This window comes from Allomuricauda sp. ANG21, assembly GCF_040705235.1.
GTDB lineage: Bacteria > Bacteroidota > Bacteroidia > Flavobacteriales > Flavobacteriaceae > Flagellimonas > Flagellimonas marina.
In genome coordinates this window covers 1,070,318-1,092,081 of sequence record NZ_JBFCVT010000011.1, presented here as the reverse complement: position 1 = coordinate 1,092,081, position 21,764 = coordinate 1,070,318, and the positions used below count along the sequence as shown (strand labels likewise).

Below are 21,764 nucleotides of genomic sequence, written 5' to 3'. Positions count from 1 at the left end.
ATTCAAAGAATATAAAAAGCGTTGTACTGAATTCATCGACAATGTGGAGAAGGTGGAGCCTATGATGGGAAAGCCATATCTCAAGATCAATATGGGCATCGGGGATTTTGAAAGTTTAAAATACCAATTAAGATAACAGCCATGTACCTTACCATATCGGCACAGAAAATGGGCAGTACCTATAACTCCAGTGTGGGGAACTATGTGGACTATCTGGAAAAGGAAAACAAGGATAGGTCGCCCGAACTTAGGGAAGAATTCTTTGATCAAGAAAATGACAGCGTTAGCCCACAAACGGTCGTCGATGAAATAGATGCCAATACGGCCAAACTAAGGCAGAAAGACCCAAAATTCTATTCAATAGTGGTCAGCCCCAACCAAAGGGAACTGAAGTCCATAGGCAATGACCCAAACCTGTTAAGGGAATACACAAGGAAGCTCATGGACGACTATGCCAAGAGTTTCCATCGCAACCAAGAGGTCAAGGCCGAGAACCTGAAATATTACGCCAAGATAGAACATGAGCGCACCTATCGGGGCTTTGACAAACAGGTACAGGAGAATGCTCCCTATCGAGGGGAGATAGCAAGGCTCAGAAATGAGATTCGCAAAGTGGAACGGGGCGAATCCATCGGCAATGTCAAAGAGCTTGAAAAAAGGATCAAAGAGCAGGAAAGAGTGGCACCCCATAAACAGAACGGGCAGCTTGTGGCCGCAGGAATGCAAAAGGAGGGGCCACAGACCCATATCCATATCATAGTCAGCAGAAGAGACGTGACTAACACCTATACGCTGTCCCCCATGGCCAAGCACAAGGCATCCGAAGTGGAACTGAACGGAAAGACCATAAAAAGAGGGTTTGATAGAGATAGTTTTTACCAAGCTGCGGAGAAGACCTTTGACAGGACAACGGGATTCAAACGGAACTATGTCGAATCCTATGTAGGGAGAAAGGCACATGCCAAGGAACCGGGGAAGTTCTTTGCCAAGGTAATGGGATTGCCCACGAAGAAAAAGGACATAGCCTTTAAACTCCTTAAGACAATGGGAGTCAAAGCACCCAGCATACCGACCAATAAAATGCAAATGGCGGTCAAGATCATCAAAGCACTTGGAAGGGGTATTGATAAGGCTAGGGGAGCGGGTGAGGATATGGGCTACTGAAACCCAAAAAGTAGGTTGCGGCCTATCGGGCTTTTGCTTTACGCTTATCTACCGGAACACTACAAAAACCCGATAGGATCCATGCGCAAAAGTTGGAGGTAAGTATTTGGGACGCTTGCAGCGCAAAACCATGTTTTGCTCGCTCTAATAAAATAAAAGCACTATGATCAGAATTTTAATTTGGTTTTGGTGGAATTGTTGAATTCTCACAATATGTAATAGTTAAGACTTAATCTGACAATCTTTATAAATTAACGTGAGTTCGATATAACTACAAAGGCAAATATAGCCGTTGTGTATCCACAAAGTTGTTTTTGAGCGATGGTTTTCTTAGTTCAAAGTTGTGATTACACAGGGTTCTGTCCATTGTTATCTGAACTTTACTTAATAATGATAAGTGGAAAAATGCTTAAGGCTCTAAAAATATTTATTTGACCCTCGTTCATATCCAATTAGCAGTCGCTCAAGAAAACTTCAACTGCAAGCCCACCCTCAGAAGTTTCCTTATACTTGGAACTCATATCCTTGGCGGTTTCCCACATAGTGCTAACCACTTTGTCCAATGGTACCCTTATATTCTCTGGCTTGGTTTGCAAAGCTAGCTCTGCAGCATTGATAGCTTTTATGGCCCCCATAGAATTCCTTTCAATACAGGGTATTTGTACCAGTCCAGCAATAGGGTCACAGGTCAATCCCAAATGGTGCTCCATCGCAATTTCTGCAGCAATAAGAACCTGTTCGGGAGATCCCCCCAATAATTCGGTTAGTGCCCCCGCGGCCATAGCTGACGAGACCCCGATTTCTGCCTGACACCCACCCATCGCAGCGGAAATCGTAGCCCCTTTTTTGAAGATACTTCCTATTTCCCCAGCAACTAACAAAAATTTTTTTACATGTTCAAAATTTGCCTTATGGTTGTCGATTACCATATAGTACATCAGTACTGCGGGGATAACCCCAGCGCTACCATTTGTTGGAGCCGTAACTACTCGTCCCAGTGAGGCATTAACTTCATTTACACCTAGTGCAAAACAACTTACCCATTTCAATATCTCGCGGAATTTCACTTTGGTTTTTCTGATACTCTGTAACCATTCTTCTGGAGTATTATAAGTTTTTTGCACTGTCATAAGATCAAAATAGAGGTCATAGGCCCTCCGCCTGACTTTGAGCCCTCCTGGCAAATTACCTTCTGTATGGCATCCCTTGTACATGCAACCTAGCATCGTATCCCAAATGCGTTTTAATTTAGCATCGATTTCTTCATCGCTTCGCAATGAGCGTTCATTTTCTAAAACTATTTCAGATATAGATTGTCTTTCTTCTTTGCAATGTGCCAGTAATTCTGTTCCTTTCTGCGCTGGAAATGGAAATCTTCTGAATACCTTTTTGTTGTGGCTTGTGTAAACCTGTTCTTCCTTTACTACAAATCCTCCGCCAATGGAATAAAATGTATCGGACAATACCGAGCCATCAGCAAATTGCGCCTCAAATTCCATCCCATTAGCATGAAAGGGGAGAAACTCCCGTTTGAAAATGATATGAATGTCAGGGTCGAACGGGAGAGGCAATTCCTTGGCAAGGGAAAGGGTTTTTTCGTTTTTAATCCTTGCCACGGTCTGATGGATATCTTCAACAGGGATATGTTCAGGATCGGCTCCCGAAAGACCAAGCATTATGGCATAATCCGTGGCATGCCCTTTTCCTGTAAGGGCTAGGGAGCCGTAAACATATACCTTTACAAACCTGGTTTTTTTAAATTTCCCGGCTTGTTTTAGTTCTCCCAGCCATCGTTCAGCCGCTCTCCAGGGGCCCAAGGTATGGGAACTGGAAGGCCCTACACCAATTTTTAGCATTTCAAATATGCTTATACACTCCATCCCTTGTTGGTTAATTCGATTTAAATTAGTTGTGGATTCATCTGAGATTTCAATTTTATTACAGTCATTCAAAATATCAACCAATCAGGATTGTTTGGAGCCAATTTCTCGAATATCTAATTAAAATGAACCCTTTGAATCTATGATGATAAATGATAATGATTATCAGTAGTAGAATATAATTATCTAACGTAGTCAAGCCGTTTTATTTCTCCTGATAAGCACAAATTGAATTACTTATCGGATTTTAAGTAAGAAATAAACTAAAAACCTTAATTTTTTGTAATATTTTTAATTGTCTCAATAGTTTTTGTGTTTCTAAACAAATCAATGCAATTGATTTAAGGCATGGATAGGTAAAGTTTATAATTTTCACGGTTTACTACATCCACGGGTAAATAGGAATGTGGTTTTACTTCTTTCCCATATAAGAAAAATTCTGCTAAATATTTGATTCCTAAATACCCTTGATTTTTTCGTTTTTCATGAATTAAAAATTGGATTGTTCCTTGTTCTAAAAATTCAATATTCTGTGGTATCAAATCAAAACCAACCAAAAACACGTTCAAGTTATTTTCTCTTACAATTTTTGCTACTCGATGGACATGAGACCCTGAGACAAAAATTCCCTTTTTACTGTCATCGCTTAAAACGAAATTATTAACTATCTGATCTAGGTTAGTGCTTTCCTTTTCTATGGATATGGATTCTATGGATTTTATAGAACGGCTTTTTTCCTCAAAATATTCCCTAAAACCTATTTCTTTCCTCTCCATATGGATTGGATTTTCAATTTCACCTTTGAGATTTAAAATTAATATGTTACCATCATCAATAAAACAATCAAATAAATTAGCTGCTACCCGGCCACTGACTTTACGTTGCGTTCCTACATAATAAGCCGTATCTATGCTTGGCAATTGTGTGTTGATGTAAACTACACGAATCTCCCTTTTTAAGCATTCTTTTATAAACGAAATGGATTCTTCCAACAAAATTGGAGCAATTAACACCGCTTCTGGAGAGCTGTCAAGAATGGCTTTGGCTTGCTCCTCAAAAACTTTGGTATTAGAGGAGGAATAATACGTTTCTTCAACACTGATACCAAAATACTGGAACTCCTCTGCTCCTTTCTTTATTCCCGTAACCACTTCCTCCCAATACTTAACAATGGTATGATCAGGGATAAAAACAGCAATTCTATAGTTTTTATTCTTTTTTAAAGCCCTGCCAACAATGTTTGGAACATAGTTAATTTCATTTAGCACGCCCATAACCTTTTCATAGGTAGCTGGTGAAACCGGTCCCCTTTTATGAATTATTCTATCAACAGTACCTCTCGACACACCCGCCAATCTCGCGATATCTTTAATGGTATATTGCATTGTTTTTATTTACTTTAACCCCTTTTTCAATAAGTTATTTTTACTAATCATTTGTTTACCGAAAACCCTTCCACTTCTATCCAATCTAGTCTGGAACAGGCTTCGGACCCACCACCTTTCATCAAATCGGTCCAACCAATTTCAACAACTTTGCTTAAATCAGGATTCTCAACCGGATTTTTTTCGCTAATTGTTGCAATGTCAAGCGACAGCCATTGAATATCTGTAAGGTTAAATTCCTTGACCCGCCAATCATTAGACCAAGAATCTGATTCTTTGCTAACCAACCAAGTTCCATCGGCTAAATTTAAAATAATGTGTAACTGCCTAAAACCCGATTGTTTTGATCTCCATCTTATCTTTGCCTGCTTTGAGAGGTCTACATTTTTACTTTTGTGTTTCAGTGTTACAGCCCAAGTGTCTTTGCATAAACCGGACCATACATAAAATGGGTCGTCATCGGGTTTGTCGTGATGGCTTTTTTTTATGGAATCGGCACCTTTGCCATACAGAGTTATAATAAGATTTTTATTCTCGATATGGTCTTGTGAAACAGGAATCTGAGCTGGTGTTTTTTTGAAATCTTCCCTTAAGAATAGACTGGGTCGCTGTAGTTGTGCATTGGCCAAATAGGGCAATGCTATCAAAATGTAAAGTATATATTTCATAATAAATTGTTTAATCGACTGTTAAGCCATGTAAGATGTAACCATTCTCCATTATATTTTAATTGTTGTCAAAATGACAAACAGTTATCTTTTGCCTTTCCAAGAGCATCTTGACCAATAACAAGGTTGAATATGAATCAACTTTTAAGCTCGATTTAATTTAAACCCATCCATTTATCAATATTGTCACTTACAAATTTATCATCATTCAATTCAGGATAAATGGAATATACTCTATTGATTTCTTCCTCTTGACCTATACTCAGAGACTCTTTAGGGTTTATGGTTGTTATGTCGTCTAAAAAACCTTGACGGACAAGAATTTTATGAACACCAGCTATTGATCCCACAAAATTGTTTCGCGTATCATAAATGGCAGCATTGGCATCTGTAATCTTGGCGCCTAAAGTCAATAACTTACCTATATCATTGGTGTTGACATTCTTTATTCTTTCAAATGTTTCAACTGCCTTCTTGGTCCAAACTGCCCAATGCCCTAACAAGCCACCAACAATTTCCAATGAAATGATGTTATCGCCAACCGGCACTTCATAAGTAGTCAACAAATCGGCAATAATATTATCATCGTTTCCTGTATAAAGTGCAATATCCCCTGCCCTGCCAGATTCTGCGACCCCCCGGATTACATCGAGGGTATTATAACGATCGAACGGGGCCATTTTTATTGCAACTACATTATCTATTTTAGAAAATTCCCTCCAAAAATCAGTATCGAGCACTTGCCCCCCCACTGCGGTCTGCAAATAAAACCCAATTAGAGGAATTATTTCGGAAATAGATTTGCAATGCGCAATGAGTTCTTGGTTTGATTGACCTTTTAAGGCAGTCAAACTTATCAGTGCTGCATGGTAGTTGTGCTTCAGTGCCATCTTTGCTTCATTTTTGGCTTGCTCTGAACGCCCCAAAACACCGGCAATTTTGATTATTGTTTTATTGTTTTTGGAAGTGAACACATCAATTTCTTCTGAGGCCAAGCGTAAAACCTCCTCATATATGCCAATATCCCTAATTTCAAACTGGCTTGTATGCACTCCTACCGCAACCCCACCGACGCCGGCATCCAAATAATATCTGCTTAAAGCTCGCTGTCTCTGATGGTCTAATTTTAAATCCTTTGTTAGCGCAGTTGGATGTGCAGGTATAACCACACCTTTCTTCAGCAATTCTTTTATCTCTCTTGGAAGTTCTTTTTTCATGAAATATCTTAGTAATTACCGCTCCTGACTTCAAAGCGTGTTGGCTTATTGTGGGTTTTCTTTTCTGCCAGTATCCAATTGGCTGTCCATACAATTATTTGATTGAGTGCTGTTTTTGGCTTACCCAACAGCTCATATGCTTGTGAACAATTGACAAGATATGCGGTCGTATTTTCCGAGTCTTTTACTACCACGTTCTTGTTCATCAGCTCGCCAAATTTGATGGCCACCTCCCGTACAGATAATGTCTCAGGACCACTTATATTTAAATATCTTGCCGGAGAGCCACAAAACTTTAATGCACGTAATATCATATCATTGGCGTCTCCTTGCCATATAACATTGGCGTAACCCATTGAAATGTTAATAGGTTCTTCATTATACACCTTCGTTGCAATATCTACCAAAACCCCGTACCGCATCTCAACAGAGTAATTCAGTCTAATTAATGCAACTGGGGTTCCGTGTTTGGTAGAGCCAAACTCAAATAGTCTCTCACGACCTAGGCATGACTGTGCATACTCTCCGACAGGTCCCACAAAATCCAATTCTTTTGACCCTCCACTTTTGACATCAACCAATGGGTATACACACCCGGTTGAGAAGGCCAAGATTCTGGAGTTTTTAAATTTCTCTGCCACAAGCCCTGGCAGGTAGGAGTTAATGGCCCAAGTACGTGCCTCATTTCCATCTGTACCAAATTTCATTCCAGCCAAAAAAATAACGTTTTGCACTTCTGGCAAAGAACTCATAAAATCTTTATCAAGTAAATCGCCTTTTATGATCTCAATCCCTATTTCCCCTAAATATCTTTGGGATTCTGGATTGCTAAAACGTGATACGCCAATAATTCGTTTAGGCAGCTTAGCTTCCAAACAGGCCCTTTTTGCCATTCTAGCCATTGATATCCCCATTTTTCCAGCGACTCCAAGAAACATTATGTCTCCCTCAATGCTTTTCATGGTTTCAATCAAGGCCTCAGAAGGTCTAGAAATAGCTTCTTCCAAAGCTTCCTCACATTCAAAATTCTCCTTATAGTTCATCAATATGTAATGTTGCATTATTTATTATTATTTCTTTATAAAGCTCTACCACCTCTTTTAATTTATGGACATAGCAAAATTCATCTGTTTGATGCGCTTGCGAAGGCTCCCCTGGTCCAAGTATTACTGTGGGAGCGTTCTTTAGCCATGGTGTAAGCACTGCCGCATCGGTCAAATAGGGGGCAGATTTGGGGCTTTCATCTTTGGATGGATCAATTCCACACACACTGTAGACCATTTTCACAAATGGATTGTTTTCATTAGTGGATATGGCATTTAAATCGACAATCTTTTCGATTTCAACATCAGGGCCAATTTGATTTTGTATTGCATTCATCGCATCTTCATTTTTAAACTGGGTAGTGGACCTGATGTCAATTGTAAACTCTGCATAATCTGGAACCGAATTTAAATTGAGCCCTCCTTCAAATTTGCCAATGTTAAGGGTGGGTGCCCCTAGAATAGGGTCTTTTTCTACATCAAATTCAATTTTTTCAATTTTAACTATGGCTTTTGCTGCCTTATATATGGCATTCACCCCGAGATGAGGCATAGAAGAGTGTGCCGTAACCCCAGTAGTTTTCGCCTTCATGTACAGCCCGCCTTTATGTGCAATTAACGGTTTGTTAGAGGTGGGTTCACCAACAACTATGGCACTGGCCTGTCCAATATCATAACCCGAGGCAAACAACTTTTTGGCTCCATGGCACCCCAACTCCTCATCAGCTGTAAAAATCAGTTTGATGCCCCCTATAGGTGTACTGCAAGAAAAAGCATCAATGGCTGCAATAATCATTGCTGCAACCCCTCCTTTCATGTCCGTGGCGCCTCTTCCGTATAATCTATCACCATTGATATCCCCCTCAAACGGACTGTAGCTCCAATCCTTTTCTCCTAATGGTACCACATCAAGATGCCCTGTTAAAATTATGGGAGGGACCAAGTCTGAAATCCCTCTACTTGCAATGACGTTTAGACGGTTTGCACAGTGCTCTGGATATTCTATTTCAAAACCATTTTCGGCAAGAATGTTCCCGATATATTTGGCAATGCCCGCTTCATTCCCCGGAGGGTTTATTGTATTAAAACGAAGTAGCTTTTTTGTTAACTTAATTACATTCATTATAAAGTACTAATATGCTGAATTAACTTATGGTACATGAAATAAACCATTATGCAAATCAAAAAGAATCCAACTATTGCAAACAGGTTCTCTTTCCAGTTATTCGTCTCATTCTTCATTATTTTTTTATTGTTCAACACCAGTATTAAACCAATGGCAATAAAGGGCACACCCAGAATGGAAGAAGCTTGGGCCATAATCATTGCGTAAATGACATTCCCTTTAAAAAAAACCGAAATTATCATACCTATAGTCAAAATAATAGCGGTGAATAGTCTTGGCATTTTGGTATTCATTGAACGGCCCATGCCTAAACTATCGGCGAGTAACCCTCCTCCGATAACGGCATTGATCATCAAAGAGGAAAATGCTGCTGCGCATAACCCAATACTAAAAATATACTTGGCATATGATCCAAAAAGCAATTCCAGTTGTAAAGCCATACCGGCGGCACTGTTTACCCTTATATTCGGATACAAAGTGGCTCCTGAGGTGATAACAATCATCATTGTTATTAAGGACAGTGTCACTACTCCCATGTTAGTACTAATTACCCCTTCTCTTAAATTATTGGTTCCCCAACCTTTATCCTTTACCAAATAAGCTTGGTACATTGCAGCAGGTAAAGCAAAGGTTGTCCCTACCAATGCGGTTATCACATTTAAATCTGTAAGGTCAGATTTTGATGGAATAAACCCTTTTGAAACTTCAAAAAGGTCAGGCTTTATCAGAATGATATTAACTGAAAACGACAAAATCATGATCAATACCATAATCATCATTAGTTTTTCCAATATTTTATATAGGTTTTTGGCATAAAAGATGAGGACTATCCCCATGGGAGTAAATACCATAGGCCAGACATATGCTTGTACATTTGTAATTTCGTGCATGGCTATACCTATTCCAAGATTGTTGCCAAATTGCCAACTTGCGGCTGCAAAGAATACAGCTAACCCAATAAAAACAGCAAATTTTTTACTGTAGTTATTGGCTACCGTCTGTAAAAAAGAAGTTTCATTTGTGAGTCCAAACCGAACGCCCATACTTGTATATACCACCATCAATAAAGTGGAAATAGCAATGACCCATAACAATTCATATCCTGATTCTGAGCCAACACTGGAAGCAACCGTGATACTTCCCGGTCCAATTACCACCGAGGCCATAATAAAGGCAGGCCCCACTGATTTTAAAATTTGAATTAGTTTCAGTTTCACTATTTTTTTAAATGATTTTTCGGTTTACGGAATCCCAGGTTACCCTTCTTTTCTCTTTAAAAGATTTGGTTGCCATTAAAATGGTTATCATCTCTTTTACGCTTAAATCAATATTACATTTTGTGTTTCCACCATGTCTTATTACGTTTAGCCAATCTTTAAGATGTAAGTAGGTTAAGTCTATGTTTTTTCCATTGAATGTAGTTTTGGATAAACCCCTATCCGCATAATATTTAGCCGTAGCCGAGGAAACCGCATCCATATCCGGTTCGTCCGGCCCTAGTTCGTATATTGGATTTAATAAGTCAAAATTTCCACTTTCAATATGTTTTTTATACCGGTCAGAGGATGGGTCCGCAGTAACAACCAAAGAACCACCGACATTCATAGTGGCGTCTCGCCCCATTATTACACGCCCTCTGGTATGGCTACTAGATAATGACAAGCTGTACATTAAACTTAAGTCCTTGTGAGGGTATTCAAAAAGTGCATTAAAGGTATCAGGGGTTTCTCTTCCGTCTTTCCAGAAATAGACACCGCCGGAAGCTACACAAGAACTAGGGGTTCCCAAACCCAACAATCCGTTTATGGCATCATATTCGTGTGAGAATAATTGTCCCCAAGGACCATTTCCATAATCGAACCATTTGGTCCACCCGTAATACCGGTCCAAGCTAAAAGGTATTTTTGGACTAGTGCCCAACCATTGATTCCAGTCTATAGAATTGACATCCCCTGGCTTTAAAGTCCCATTTTCATTTTTGTGTCTTATCCAAGCTCCGGAGGCAGTATTTCTATTAGTTGTGGTTTCAACCAACGTAACAGGTCCCAATATATTTTGGTCAATCAAGTCTTTCGCGTGTTTAAAAACAGGACTGTGTGTATACTGATGCCCCAATTGAAAAACCCTATCGCTACCTTTAACCACCTCCTCAACTTGAAACACCTCTTCTTCAGTCCTACACAATGCTTTTTCACAGTAAACATGCTTACCGGCTTGAATGGCATCAATGGTCATTTGTGCATGATGATGGTCGGGAGTAGCTATGATCACAGCATCGATGTCTTTGTTGTCGAGTAAATCACGGTAGTGCTTATAACGGATCGCTTGGTTCAACGAGGTTCCACCCTTGTATGAATGTCTAGAATTTTGTGAGGCATCGAGCGCTAGGTGGGCATGGTCGTCGAACACATCGCAAATACCAACCAATTCTACATTTAAATCATCATTTTGCACCCAATCTTCAATTTCGCCCATATTCTTATTTGACAACTCATCGAGCTCTTTTTTAGGCCGGTAACCAAGTGATAGCAATATTTCCATTCCCCTGGGGCCTGTTCCTATGATACCCATTCGAACCGTTTCACTACTATTGCCATTGTTATTTTCGCCAATGTCTTCCGAAACATTGTTAGTAAATCCTAACTCTGCCAATACATCTTTTTTTTCTGCCTTTTTAGGGGAAAGACTTTTGGAGAAGTTATACCCAAATGCCCCCAAAACTGAAATTGCGCCTATGCCCTTGATGATATTTCTTCTTGAAACAGGCGGCTTTACATCCTTTTCTTGAGCCTTCTTTTTATTCATGGATCTACTGTTTAATTACAACTTGGTATTTATAATGGTTATGTATTTTTCAATCTGGTTCTTATTTTTTGAAGAGAGAGTCGAAGATTCAAAGAATTGCTGGTAGATAGCATTCCAACGACAAGGAGGGCAGCTGCCTCAATTAGTGTTTTATTTACAATCATGTAACTGCCCTCCATAGGTATGGAATAATCTATTCCCACCAGAGGAGGCATTGCTATGTAATACAAAAACAAAAGTAAAGAGCCCATAAACGCCACTGTTCTTTGAAATATGCCAAGTATTAATAGTAAGCCAATCAATAACAACCCCCAAATGTTTACTATGTCGGTTACTTTTAAAAGGGGCTCACTTGCAGCAATGGTTCGAAAAAAACTCGAAAATATCCACTTACTTGAATTTAAAAAGCCATAAGAACTCCAGTTAGGGCTAATAAACTTAACTAGCCCTTCATATAACAAGTGCCATCCAATTAAAATTCGCAACAGGGCTATGGTAAATAATTGTTTGGTGGTGAAATCATTCATAATTACCTATTAAAAAATTAAGTCAAGCGCCTCTTTATACTACCGACAGATGGATTCTTTTGTCGATTCTTTAAGAAAATTGCTCGAGCACATTTTTCAAATGTATAAAATACTGAGAGAATTCCAAACAAAAATTTGCACGAGCACAAAAAAATGTGCTCGAGCAAAAATTTTTTTTAATATTTGAATGTTTCTTAATAAAAACTTAACGATTCTGTAATAAGGAATAAGAGTGTAAGCCAATAAAAGAAACAGGTAGATAAAAATTCAATTAACCATGTGTGACTTAATAATGAAAACACCAAAAAAAACCAACTCTTCACTAATACTGATATGCTGTTTTATTATAACCACTTCTGTATTTGGACAAGAAAGTTTGCCTTTTTCGCAGCAATTTGAAACAGGATTGGACGATTGGACACAAGTTAGTGTAGCAGGCAATTCGACTTGGATTCAAAACACCTACAGCGGGAATGGTTATGCAGACTTTAAAAGCTCGAGTGAAACTAATGAAGATTGGCTGGTATCCCCACAAATAGACCTGTCTACCGACCAAAACATAAAGATTGCCTTTCAATTATTATATAGATACGGAACTGATACTGCAAACCAACTGCAACTTATGGTATCGACCAATTATAGTGGTAGCGTATCGGCCTCCACCTGGGAGGAGTTGGTCTATGACCTCCCCTCCCCGGCCGCTTCCTGGAATGATCCTTATAGTACTTCTGGATGGGTCGATTTGAGTGATTATAAGAACCAACTGGTTCACATTGCCTTTAAAGCTACTTCCGACGGCTCTGCAAATGCTACAAGAAATTGGCGTTTAGATAATATTGAAATAAGTGAAATGGCTGCTTTGCCCCATTCCGAAGATTTTGAAGGGGGCAGTTTGGGTGATTGGACATCCGTACAGGTTAGCGGCGGGGCAAGTGTTTGGGAATATCGATTGGATGGTACTTATGGTCAGTTCGCACGTATAAATACGAACCAAAATCATGGTAGTGACACAGAAAATTGGCTGGTTTCCCCTCCATTGGATATGGAAACATTGGACAATGTGAGCCTTTCATTTTTATCGGCCCACAAATGGGGCACAGATGCCTCAAATGACATGACGCTTTGGGTAACAACCAATTACTCGGGAGATGTTACTACCACATCTTGGGTGGAATTGGCGTATACAGAACCCTCCACTTCGGATTATCAAAGGTACTCTTCTGGCTCAATAGACTTAAATGCTTATAAGGGGTCTGGTACGAGAATCGCATTTAAGGCCACCTCAGATGGATCATCCAATGCTACCCGCAATTTCCATATTGATGATATTAATATTACAACCTCTCAATATGTTGCCAGCCTTCCTTATAGTGAAAGTTTTGAAGATGGTTCATTGGGGCATTGGGCGCCTCTTGATCAAGAGGGGGTAAACTTTTGGTATCATAATTCCGATAGTTTTGGCAATTATGCAAAAATTACTGGGAATAAGGATGAAGGGATATCAAGCAAAGATTGGTTGATCTCTCCCGCTATTGATTTAGATGAGCCATACGATAGCGAATTGATATTTGACTCTGCGCGAAAGTATGGAACCGATAACTCCAACAGGTTGTCTTTATGGATCTCAACCAATTATAATGGAGATATGTATGAGGCCATTTGGCAGGAATTGACCTTTACTGCGCCGTCTACAAATGATTATTCGTGGTACAGTTCGGGTTTTATAGATCTTTCGGCATTTAAGGGTAACATCGTACATATTGCTTTTAAAGCTTCCTCGGATGGTTCCAATAATGCCACTCGCAATTTTCATGTAGACAATATCAATGTTAAGGAGAAACCCACATTGCATCAGTTAACCCATCTTCAGAATTTTGAATCTGGAAGCTTGGGTCAATGGGAGTCTGTTCGTACTAGTGGGAATGTGACCTATAATGAATGGTATTACAATGCCCCCACTGGACATAAGTTTGCCAAAATACAAGGCAACAAAGATGAAGGTGTGGTGAGTGAAAATTGGCTTATATCGCCACTTCTCGATTTGAATGTGGGCCAGGCCAGCACCCTCGACTTTCAAATGGCACAGCAATACGGGACCGATAATGCCACAACGTTTTCAGTTTTAATATCTCAAGATTATGAAGGGGATGTGAATGCCGCTACCTGGACCAGCTTGGGTTTTACCGAGCCAGCCACCAATGACTTTATTTTTTACCATTCCGGATTGATAGACCTAGATGCCTTTCATGGAGAAAGGGTGCATATTGCTTTTAAGACAACACACGATGGCTCTACGAATGCTACCCGGAATTATTATGTGGATGATATTCAGATAAAGGAAAAACCTTTTATTATCAATCCTCCTTACAAGGATGAATTTGACAAGGGACATATAGGGTATTGGTCAACGGCCAACATAAATGCCACAGTCAATGAGTGGGAATACCATACCTATGGCTTCCCACAAATACAAGGAAATTCAACAACGGCAAGTGAGAATTGGTTGATTTCCCCTATGGTAAACTTGGATATTACCGATTCGATTGCATTAAAATTTGTCTCGGCCTATAAAGATGGTGATGATGTATCCAATGATTTGAGCTTACATATTTCCACAAATTATGCAGGGAATGTCTCAACCGCTACATGGGCTCCCCTGTCCTTTTCCGAGCCTTCAGAAGGTGACATTAGCTGGGTAGAATCCGGAATTATCGATCTTTCGGCTTATCATGGTCAAACGGTGAATATCGGTTTTAAGGCTACGGCCAATGGTACGGGCAATGCCTTAAGAACCTATATGGTTGACGATATAGAGTTTCTTACTTTAACCCAAGCCAGTGGCGGGCCAAATATTTTGGAAACTTCTGTACCTTCAAACTGGACTACGACCTCAGGTTCAAGCCTGTCCATGAGCAATGACCATTTTAAAAAAGGCAGTCAATCCCTTAAATGGGATTGGCAGCAAGGGGCGGAAATAACGGTTGGTAATCCTGAAAACATTTCAGCAGGAGTTGACGGACTTAGGGGAGGGATGGTGCTCTGGGTTTACAATTCAGTACCAAACAATGATCAGTTGGCGTTTGAGTACGAAAGCAACACACAGGTTGAATATGAATTCACCTTTAATCTAGCTTTTGAAGGATGGCGTGCGATATGGGTTAGGTTTGATGAAGATATGTCAGGACCTAAGGCAAATGACGATTTGATCAACATGAAAATAAAAGCTCCTGATAGCGTTAGTGCGGGCACCTTATATTTTGATAAAATAGAATTTGGCGAGTTTGGTAAAAATAGTGCGGCGGGTTACGGAGGTATGAGTGCGCGGTTACTTGCAGATTACCAGATGCCATTTATCGATACCGATTCTACCAATCAATGGCTTAAATTATATCATTGGGACCAGTTGACCCCTGATATTCCTTTATCCCCAAGTGTTACAACCGAAGAGCAGAATGCTTTCGATTTGCTTGAAACACGGTATTTGGATGATTATCTGGCAGCCGCCCCCTCATCTGAACAAATCTCAGAAGCCAAGAATAAGTTCAATGAATTTAATATTGTTCGGAACGGCAACACCATAACTGGAGCGCCTCTATTCGCAATAAACGATTTTGTATTGGAAAGTACCTCAACCAGTTATGATCCAAGTGCATTTTCATTACAGCGAATTCATGAAATAATTTTAACGCTGGCCAAAGATTATAAAATCAATGGTGATACTGAAAGTAAGCAGATGTACCTCGATTTAATCGAGTATTTTATGGACCAGGGTTTTGCCGCTGGTAGTGCCATGGGCACTTTATCGCATATTGGCTTTAGCTTTAGGAATATCGCCTTTTCCATTCCTCTGATGAAAGATGAACTGGATGCTGCCAACCTGCTCGAAAAATTGCAAAATACGGCCCTATGGATCACAGGTATGGGGGAACTTTGGGAAACTCCACAATATGTTGGGGCAGATATTGATGCATTGAACACCACAATTCTTCCAAGGTTCTCAGTAGTCTTGGCACTCGATGATACCCCAGAAAAAGCGAGGTATTTAAAAGGTATTCAAAGATGGCTTAACAATGCCCTTACCAATGCTCCTGGCACTTTTGATGCCTTTAAAACAGACGGGTCAACATTTCACCATCATGGGTTTTATCCCGCATATGGTATTCATGGCTTTAATAATGCCGGGGCATTACTGTACTTTTTGAGTGGAACGACCTTTGCTGTTGATTCAGCCAAACACACCAATTTTAACACTGCATTGTATGCAATGAATCTTTATTCAAACAAGCAATGGGGTATGGCAATTTCAGGCAGGCATCCATTGGATGGATACGGTGTACTTGATGTAGAAAAGGCGTATAAATACATGGCTCTGGCAGGGGACCCTGATTCAGAAGACCCGGTCAATGATAAATTTGCCCGGGCATATGTCCGACTATGGGGCAGCACGCCCGAGTTTACCGCTTCCCCCGAGACTATACCCAATGGTAATTGGTCCTTTAACTACGGTGCGTTAGGCATACACCGCTGGCAACAAAAAATGGTGACCATAAAGGGCTACAACAAACATGTATGGGCCGCAGAACTTTATCAAAAAGAAAATAGGTATGGCCGCTATTTAAGCTACGGTACCATACAGGTAATAGATTCTATAGGCGAAAGTGGCAGTGGATTTGTAGAAAATGGTTTTGACTGGAACCGTATCCCAGGGGCAACAATAATCTATAAATCCATTGACAAATTGGAAAGTCCTGTAAAAAGCAGCTTTCTGGAAAGGTCAAAAGAAGCCTTTGCTGGATCGGTAAGTTTTCAAGGCACTTATGGAGCATTCGGAATGGTATTAAGAGAAAATGACAATGTAAACTATGATGAGAATTTTACTGCCAGAAAATCTGTTTTTTCCTTTGATGACAGAATCATATGTCTTGGTTCAAATATTAGAAACAATACCTTGACCTCTTCAACGGAAACCGTACTTTTTCAAGGTGCCTTACCATCCACCAACACGCCGACCTGGGTTAATAGCAGTACAGCCATTACGGCTTTCCCTTATAGTCAAGAAATAGCAGAACCTGCAGACAGTTGGTTATTGGATGCTTACGGAACCGGTTATTATGTGCGGGGTGATCAAACAATTCATATCAAGAGATCCTTACAGCAATCAAAGCATAAAGACACCAAGAGGTTTAATGAGGGCAATTACTCTGCTGCATGGTTAGATCATGGTACGGCACCAAGAAATGCCGATTATGAATATGCCATTTTACTGGATACGGATGCCACAGGAATTCAGAACTTTCATACCCAAATGCAAGATAGTGTTACGGCACTGTACAAAGTATATCAAAAAGATAGTCTGGCACATATAATCAAAGATGTGCCAACAGGCATATACGGCTATTCATTATTTGAACCTAACAGTAGCATTGCACATGGCGATTTGTTATCAACCAGTCACCCTGCCTTGGTAATGGTAAAGAATACTGGGAATGAGATGGTGGTTAGTATGGTAAATCCAGATTTAAATCTTCCCAATGATACGGGAAAAGGTACACCCGATGCAAGCGTTTTAGTAAAGGTTATACTTACCATTGCTGGGGAATGGGAGGCCAATGAGACCCCTGAAAAATATAGCATTGTTTCCAATACAACCAACACGGTTATAGAGTTTGATTGTGTTGAAGGCTTATCCGTTGAAGCCAATCTTATACCTAAAGGTAGTTCCAGTGCTAAATCTGCAGTCTATCTGCCTATAACGTTAAGTAATAATACTATCCATGAAAGCAAGCCTATCCGTGAAATAATAGGAGAATTAAGCATTGCAAATGATAGTGTTACAGCTTCAAAATTTAAGCTCATAAAGAACCCGGGAGAATCCTTTAAAATTGTTGGAAATAAACTGATCACCAACAAGGTGTTGGATTTTTATATATCTAATGAGCTGACTATAGAGGTCCAAGCCATATTAAAGCCTACGGATAAGAAAAGCAAACCATTGATTGACAGCCAGGTATTCACCATCAAAGTTTTGGAAGAAGAACCAGTGGAAACAGTTCCAGAAGAAATTGAACGTTTTATCATTTCACCCAATCCTGTTGAGAACGAGTTGTTGATTAATTACAATCCTGACAACTTCAAGGGGGTACTGAAAGTAGATATATTCAATTTGACGGGATGGTTAGTATTCAAAACAAAAATTAAAAAAAATCAAAATACACCAATACTCGATCTCTCAATGTTACCCCAAGGTATATATATTGTTCGATTGGAAAGTGGCAATACTATAGAGACTAAGAAAATTATTAAAAAGTGACATGATAAAATTACCAAAAGCTCTCGAGGGAAACAAAATAACGTACAACTGGGATGTATTGTAGTAAGTAATTACGAACAAATTTTACGTTGCCAAGGCTCATGAAAAAAATACCAAGAATAACGTTTTATAAGAATTACTAACTCTAAAAATTAATGAAATGAAAGATTACCCGTAAAAAATAAGTTTGCTCCAATGAAAATGGAACTTTCCTCGGAGACAAACTTATCATCAAAAAAGTTCAATCAAAGTATATCAACTAAACCTAAACAAAGGTATGAAATTAAAACTTTTTAAAACTGTCGCAATTCTCTCGAAGGTATGCATCCTACTAATGGTGTCCTGTTATTTTGCAATCGCAAGTGAAGGGAATATGATAAGTATTAAGGATACTTACCGAGATTGGGAATACTCCCATCAATTAAAGGCATTAAATATCCTTGATAAAATTGAGAACAAGTCTACACTAAAAGCTGTAGACAAGACTAGCAAGTTGCTATCGTCACAAGGCTTGAATTCCACTTCTGGTATATCCAACCATTCAAGTAGGGAAGCTTCTTCGAATTTTAACAAAATAAAGACCACTATTGAAGTTGTTTCCAAGCCTGAAAATATAATAGAAAGATCAGAAAAAGAAGAAACCCAAGAAGTGGTCAACGGAACGGTTGTCAGTGCTACTGATGGTTCTCCATTACCGGGGGTAAACGTTTTGGTACAGGGTACTACTAAAGGAACCCAAACCGATTTCGATGGTAATTATACTATTGAGGCAAGTGCTGGCGATGTGCTAATATTTTCCTATATCGGAACTAAAAGCCAAACAATAACCGTTGGTGCCTCATCTACCATTAATGTCGCCATGGAGGAGGATGCCAGCCAATTAGATGAAGTTGTGGTAACCGCATTGGGGGTTAAAAGGCAGAAAAAATCTCTGACATATGCCACCCAACAAGTGGAAACCGAAGGAATTGATGAAGCCAGGGCCCAAACCAATTTGGTAAACAGTCTTCAAGGACGGGTAGCAGGATTATCCATTCAAACATCGGGGAATGGTGTCAGTGGTGCTTCCAAAGTGGTCCTTAGAGGTAATAGGTCTATCGCTGGTAGCAGTCAACCCCTATATATAGTAGATGGTGTTCCTTTAGGGGGGGATATATCGGATTTAAGTCCAGATGATATAGCCTCCATTAATGTTCTAAAAGGTGCGAATGCAGCTGCGTTGTACGGAGCTAGAGCCAATAATGGAGCCATTATCATCACTACAAAGTCTGGTGTTTCGGAACGTCTTTCCATTGATATTAGCAGCACAGTGACGACTCAGGTCGGTAATATTCTTTTTGACTATCAAAATAAATATGGCCAAGGTAGCAATGGTGTTTACAATCCCGGGTCATTGGGTTCTTGGGGTCCGTCCCTAGACGGTTCTTTGGTTACCAACTGGTCGCCAAGCCCTGATATAACACAAGATATTCCATACTCCGCTCAACCAAACAACATAAATGATTTTATGCAAACCGGATTAAATCAGGCCTACAATATATCCGTAAGAACCGGAAGCGAAAATTCAAGTACTTTTTTCGGTTATACCAATGAAAGTAGAAAAGGTATTGTGCCTGGAAATGAAATGGGGAGGCATAATATCAACCTTAAGATAGACAACAAGCTACTGGACAAAAAAATGGACTTGAGTGCCAGGGTTAACTATATAAGAACCGCAATAGACAATTCTTTGGATACTGGCGAAGCCTTTTCCAATCCATGGCGTCATGCTTATAGATTACCAAGAAATATAAGAACTGAAGATGTAAGTGTGTATCAATATGTTGATAATGATGGTAATGTGAGACAAAATTATTGGGATCCCGGAAACAATGGAGGCGCAAACCCCTATTGGACCGTTAACAAAAACCTAAAGGATATCGTAACCAATAGGGTACTCGGTTATGTTTCGTTAAATTATCATATTACCGATGAGATAAGTCTACTGGCTCGAACCGCAGCTGATCAGAGAACGACCTTTAGAGAAGATAAATTACATAACGACTCGTATATCATTGCAGATAATGGTGATTATATAACTAGAAATGGTACCAGCTTAGAATGGAATTCTGATTTTCTCTTGAATTACACAAAAGAATTAAACCAAGATTTTGATCTGAGCCTGAATGCAGGTGGTAACCACCGCTATGCTACGGACAAGTACGTCCGTACCCAAAACAACGGTCTTAATGCTGCAAATATTTTTGCCATCAGCAATGCGCAAAACTTAACGGCCGAACAGGATATTAACAGAAAAAAGGTAAATTCCCTTTACGGAAATGGGTTGGTTTCCTGGAAAGAAGCTTTATTTCTAGATGCCAGTTATCGCAGTGATTGGAGTTCTACCTTACCCGAAAACAACAACCGTTTTGACTATTACTCCATAGGAATAAGTGGATTATTGTCGGATTTGGTAAAATTACCAGAGGCCGTCTCATACTTTAAAGTAAGAACTTCGTATGCAGAAGTAGGTAACGACACCGACCCTTTTAGGCTGACCAGAATTGCCAATCTCCAGCCAGGAGGGTTCATTCAATTAGGTACGGTGCTTCCTAACGAAAATCTAAAACCAGAAAGAACACGTTCTTTGGAATTAGGTTTTGATGCCAGGTTCTTGGATAGTAGGTTAGGTGTTGATTTCACTTATTATAAGACGAACAGTATCGACCAACTATTTGGTCAACAAGTGCCGACAGCGTCAGGAGTAGCCACGCGATTTATTAATGGTGCCGATATTCAGAACAAAGGTGTCGAAATCATTTTGACTGTAAACCCGGTGCGTACTTCAGATTTTAACTGGAATGCAACTTTAAACTTTACCAAAAACGATAGTGAAGTCTTGGAACTTGCAGAAGGATTGGAAACTTTAAGTTTTGGGGGAGATTTCTTTAGAAGGTTTGAATTAAATGTGGGTGATGAATGGGGCAATATGTATTCGAGAGGTTTTGCCAGAAATGACCAGGGGGAGGTATTGGTAGCAGCTGATGGCACTCCTGAAACCACTACTGGTCAAGAGGTTTTGATAGGTAATTTTAATCCTGATTGGTTAGGGGGGATTTTTAATGATTTTTCCTACAAAAATTTTAGCTTGACCTTTTTAATAGATATAAGGCAAGGCGGTGAAATTGGTTCCTTTACAAATGCAATTTTAGCTTCAGATGGTGCATTGACCAAAACCTTAGCAGGAAGGGATGGGGGCCTAATCTTTGGTGAAAATATTTTCTCAGACTTAGATGTTGTCAAAGCCGATGGCACATCCAATGACATCAATATTACCGCAGAACAATTTTGGGCAAAAATAGGAGGCCGTAACGCTCCTGTTGGCGAGGCATTCGTAGAAGATGCAAGCAATATTCGCATGCGAGAAATTACATTAGGATATAGCCTGCCGCAATCCATATTGGATAAAACTTTTTTGAACAGGGTTAAATTTTCACTAGTTGGTAGAAATCTTTTTTTCATATCCAATAAGGCTTCTGTTGATCCAGAGGTAATTACCAACACTAGTACTAGTGCTGACGGATTTGAATCCTTTGCGCCACCATCGACCAGGAGTCTTGGATTGAACGTAAAGATTGGATTTTAAAAATTGTAATTCTT

The 21,764-nt window shown here is 39.7% G+C and carries 12 protein-coding genes; 3 read left to right on the top strand and 9 right to left on the bottom strand.

The window, feature by feature from the left end; all coding sequences use genetic code 11:
* Positions 1–141: 141 nt before the first annotated feature.
* Entirely contained in the window at positions 142–1,164 is a 1,023-nt protein-coding gene (gene mobB / locus AB1A65_RS13745; RefSeq protein ID WP_366590182.1) for a MobB family relaxase, read from the top strand.
* A gap of 452 nt (positions 1,165–1,616) precedes the next feature.
* Here the strand turns inward: mobB and AB1A65_RS13740 are convergent, their stop codons facing one another.
* From AB1A65_RS13740 to AB1A65_RS13700, 9 genes are all read right to left on the bottom strand, one after another.
* Complete coding sequence (locus tag AB1A65_RS13740; RefSeq protein ID WP_366590180.1) at positions 1,617–3,044, bottom strand: L-serine ammonia-lyase; 1,428 nt, start codon at positions 3,042–3,044, stop codon at positions 1,617–1,619.
* 341 nt (positions 3,045–3,385) lie between these two features.
* Complete coding sequence (locus AB1A65_RS13735; protein WP_366590178.1) at positions 3,386–4,429, bottom strand: LacI family DNA-binding transcriptional regulator; 1,044 nt, start codon at positions 4,427–4,429, stop codon at positions 3,386–3,388.
* A 47-nt stretch (positions 4,430–4,476) separates the two neighbouring features.
* Complete coding sequence (locus AB1A65_RS13730; protein ID WP_366590175.1) at positions 4,477–5,097, bottom strand: hypothetical protein; 621 nt, start codon at positions 5,095–5,097, stop codon at positions 4,477–4,479.
* Positions 5,098–5,252: 155 nt separating this feature from the next.
* Complete coding sequence (locus tag AB1A65_RS13725) at positions 5,253–6,314, bottom strand: hypothetical protein (protein ID WP_366590173.1); 1,062 nt, start codon at positions 6,312–6,314, stop codon at positions 5,253–5,255.
* A gap of 8 nt (positions 6,315–6,322) precedes the next feature.
* The gene (locus tag AB1A65_RS13720) at positions 6,323–7,375 is read right to left on the bottom strand and encodes a hypothetical protein (protein ID WP_366590170.1); all 1,053 of its coding nucleotides are present in this window, start codon (positions 7,373–7,375) and stop codon (positions 6,323–6,325) included.
* A complete protein-coding gene (locus AB1A65_RS13715) occupies positions 7,347–8,480 on the bottom strand; it encodes a M20 family metallopeptidase (protein ID WP_366590168.1) in 1,134 nt (377 codons plus the stop codon). Before AB1A65_RS13715 ends, AB1A65_RS13720 begins: the two co-directional genes overlap by 29 nt.
* A complete protein-coding gene (locus AB1A65_RS13710) occupies positions 8,480–9,700 on the bottom strand; it encodes an Nramp family divalent metal transporter (protein WP_366590166.1) in 1,221 nt (406 codons plus the stop codon). The genes AB1A65_RS13715 and AB1A65_RS13710 overlap by 1 nt, the downstream gene beginning before the upstream one ends.
* Positions 9,701–9,707: 7 nt before the next feature.
* Positions 9,708–11,288, bottom strand: coding sequence for a Gfo/Idh/MocA family oxidoreductase (locus AB1A65_RS13705; protein WP_366590164.1), 1,581 nt, complete (start codon positions 11,286–11,288; stop codon positions 9,708–9,710).
* A gap of 38 nt (positions 11,289–11,326) precedes the next feature.
* Positions 11,327–11,815, bottom strand: a complete 489-nt coding sequence (locus tag AB1A65_RS13700) for a DoxX family membrane protein (RefSeq protein WP_366590161.1) — start codon at positions 11,813–11,815, stop codon at positions 11,327–11,329.
* A gap of 292 nt (positions 11,816–12,107) precedes the next feature.
* Between AB1A65_RS13700 and AB1A65_RS13695 the strand changes: the two genes are divergently transcribed.
* Both AB1A65_RS13695 and AB1A65_RS13690 read left to right on the top strand, forming a co-directional pair.
* The gene (locus tag AB1A65_RS13695; protein WP_366590159.1) at positions 12,108–18,125 is read left to right on the top strand and encodes a chondroitinase family polysaccharide lyase; all 6,018 of its coding nucleotides are present in this window, start codon (positions 12,108–12,110) and stop codon (positions 18,123–18,125) included.
* Positions 18,126–18,498: 373 nt separating this feature from the next.
* Positions 18,499–21,750 (top strand): SusC/RagA family TonB-linked outer membrane protein, encoded by a 3,252-nt coding sequence (locus AB1A65_RS13690; protein WP_366590157.1) that lies wholly within the window; start codon positions 18,499–18,501, stop codon positions 21,748–21,750.
* Positions 21,751–21,764: the final 14 nt, after the last annotated feature.

What these genes read in the sequence shown, in the direction of transcription:
- AB1A65_RS13730 (WP_366590175.1), bottom strand. Translation starts at nt 5,097, where the DNA reads ATGAAATATATACTTTACATTTTGATAGCATTGCCCTATTTGGCCAAT.
- AB1A65_RS13695 (WP_366590159.1), top strand. Translation starts at nt 12,108, where the DNA reads ATGAAAACACCAAAAAAAACCAACTCTTCACTAATACTGATATGCTGT.
- AB1A65_RS13705 (WP_366590164.1), bottom strand. Translation starts at nt 11,288, where the DNA reads ATGAATAAAAAGAAGGCTCAAGAAAAGGATGTAAAGCCGCCTGTTTCA.
- AB1A65_RS13715 (WP_366590168.1), bottom strand. Translation starts at nt 8,480, where the DNA reads ATGAATGTAATTAAGTTAACAAAAAAGCTACTTCGTTTTAATACAATA.
- AB1A65_RS13720 (WP_366590170.1), bottom strand. Translation starts at nt 7,375, where the DNA reads ATGCAACATTACATATTGATGAACTATAAGGAGAATTTTGAATGTGAG.
- AB1A65_RS13725 (WP_366590173.1), bottom strand. Translation starts at nt 6,314, where the DNA reads ATGAAAAAAGAACTTCCAAGAGAGATAAAAGAATTGCTGAAGAAAGGT.
- mobB (WP_366590182.1), top strand. Translation starts at nt 142, where the DNA reads ATGTACCTTACCATATCGGCACAGAAAATGGGCAGTACCTATAACTCC.
- AB1A65_RS13700 (WP_366590161.1), bottom strand. Translation starts at nt 11,815, where the DNA reads ATGAATGATTTCACCACCAAACAATTATTTACCATAGCCCTGTTGCGA.
- AB1A65_RS13735 (WP_366590178.1), bottom strand. Translation starts at nt 4,429, where the DNA reads ATGCAATATACCATTAAAGATATCGCGAGATTGGCGGGTGTGTCGAGA.
- AB1A65_RS13690 (WP_366590157.1), top strand. Translation starts at nt 18,499, where the DNA reads ATGATAAGTATTAAGGATACTTACCGAGATTGGGAATACTCCCATCAA.
- AB1A65_RS13740 (WP_366590180.1), bottom strand. Translation starts at nt 3,044, where the DNA reads ATGGAGTGTATAAGCATATTTGAAATGCTAAAAATTGGTGTAGGGCCT.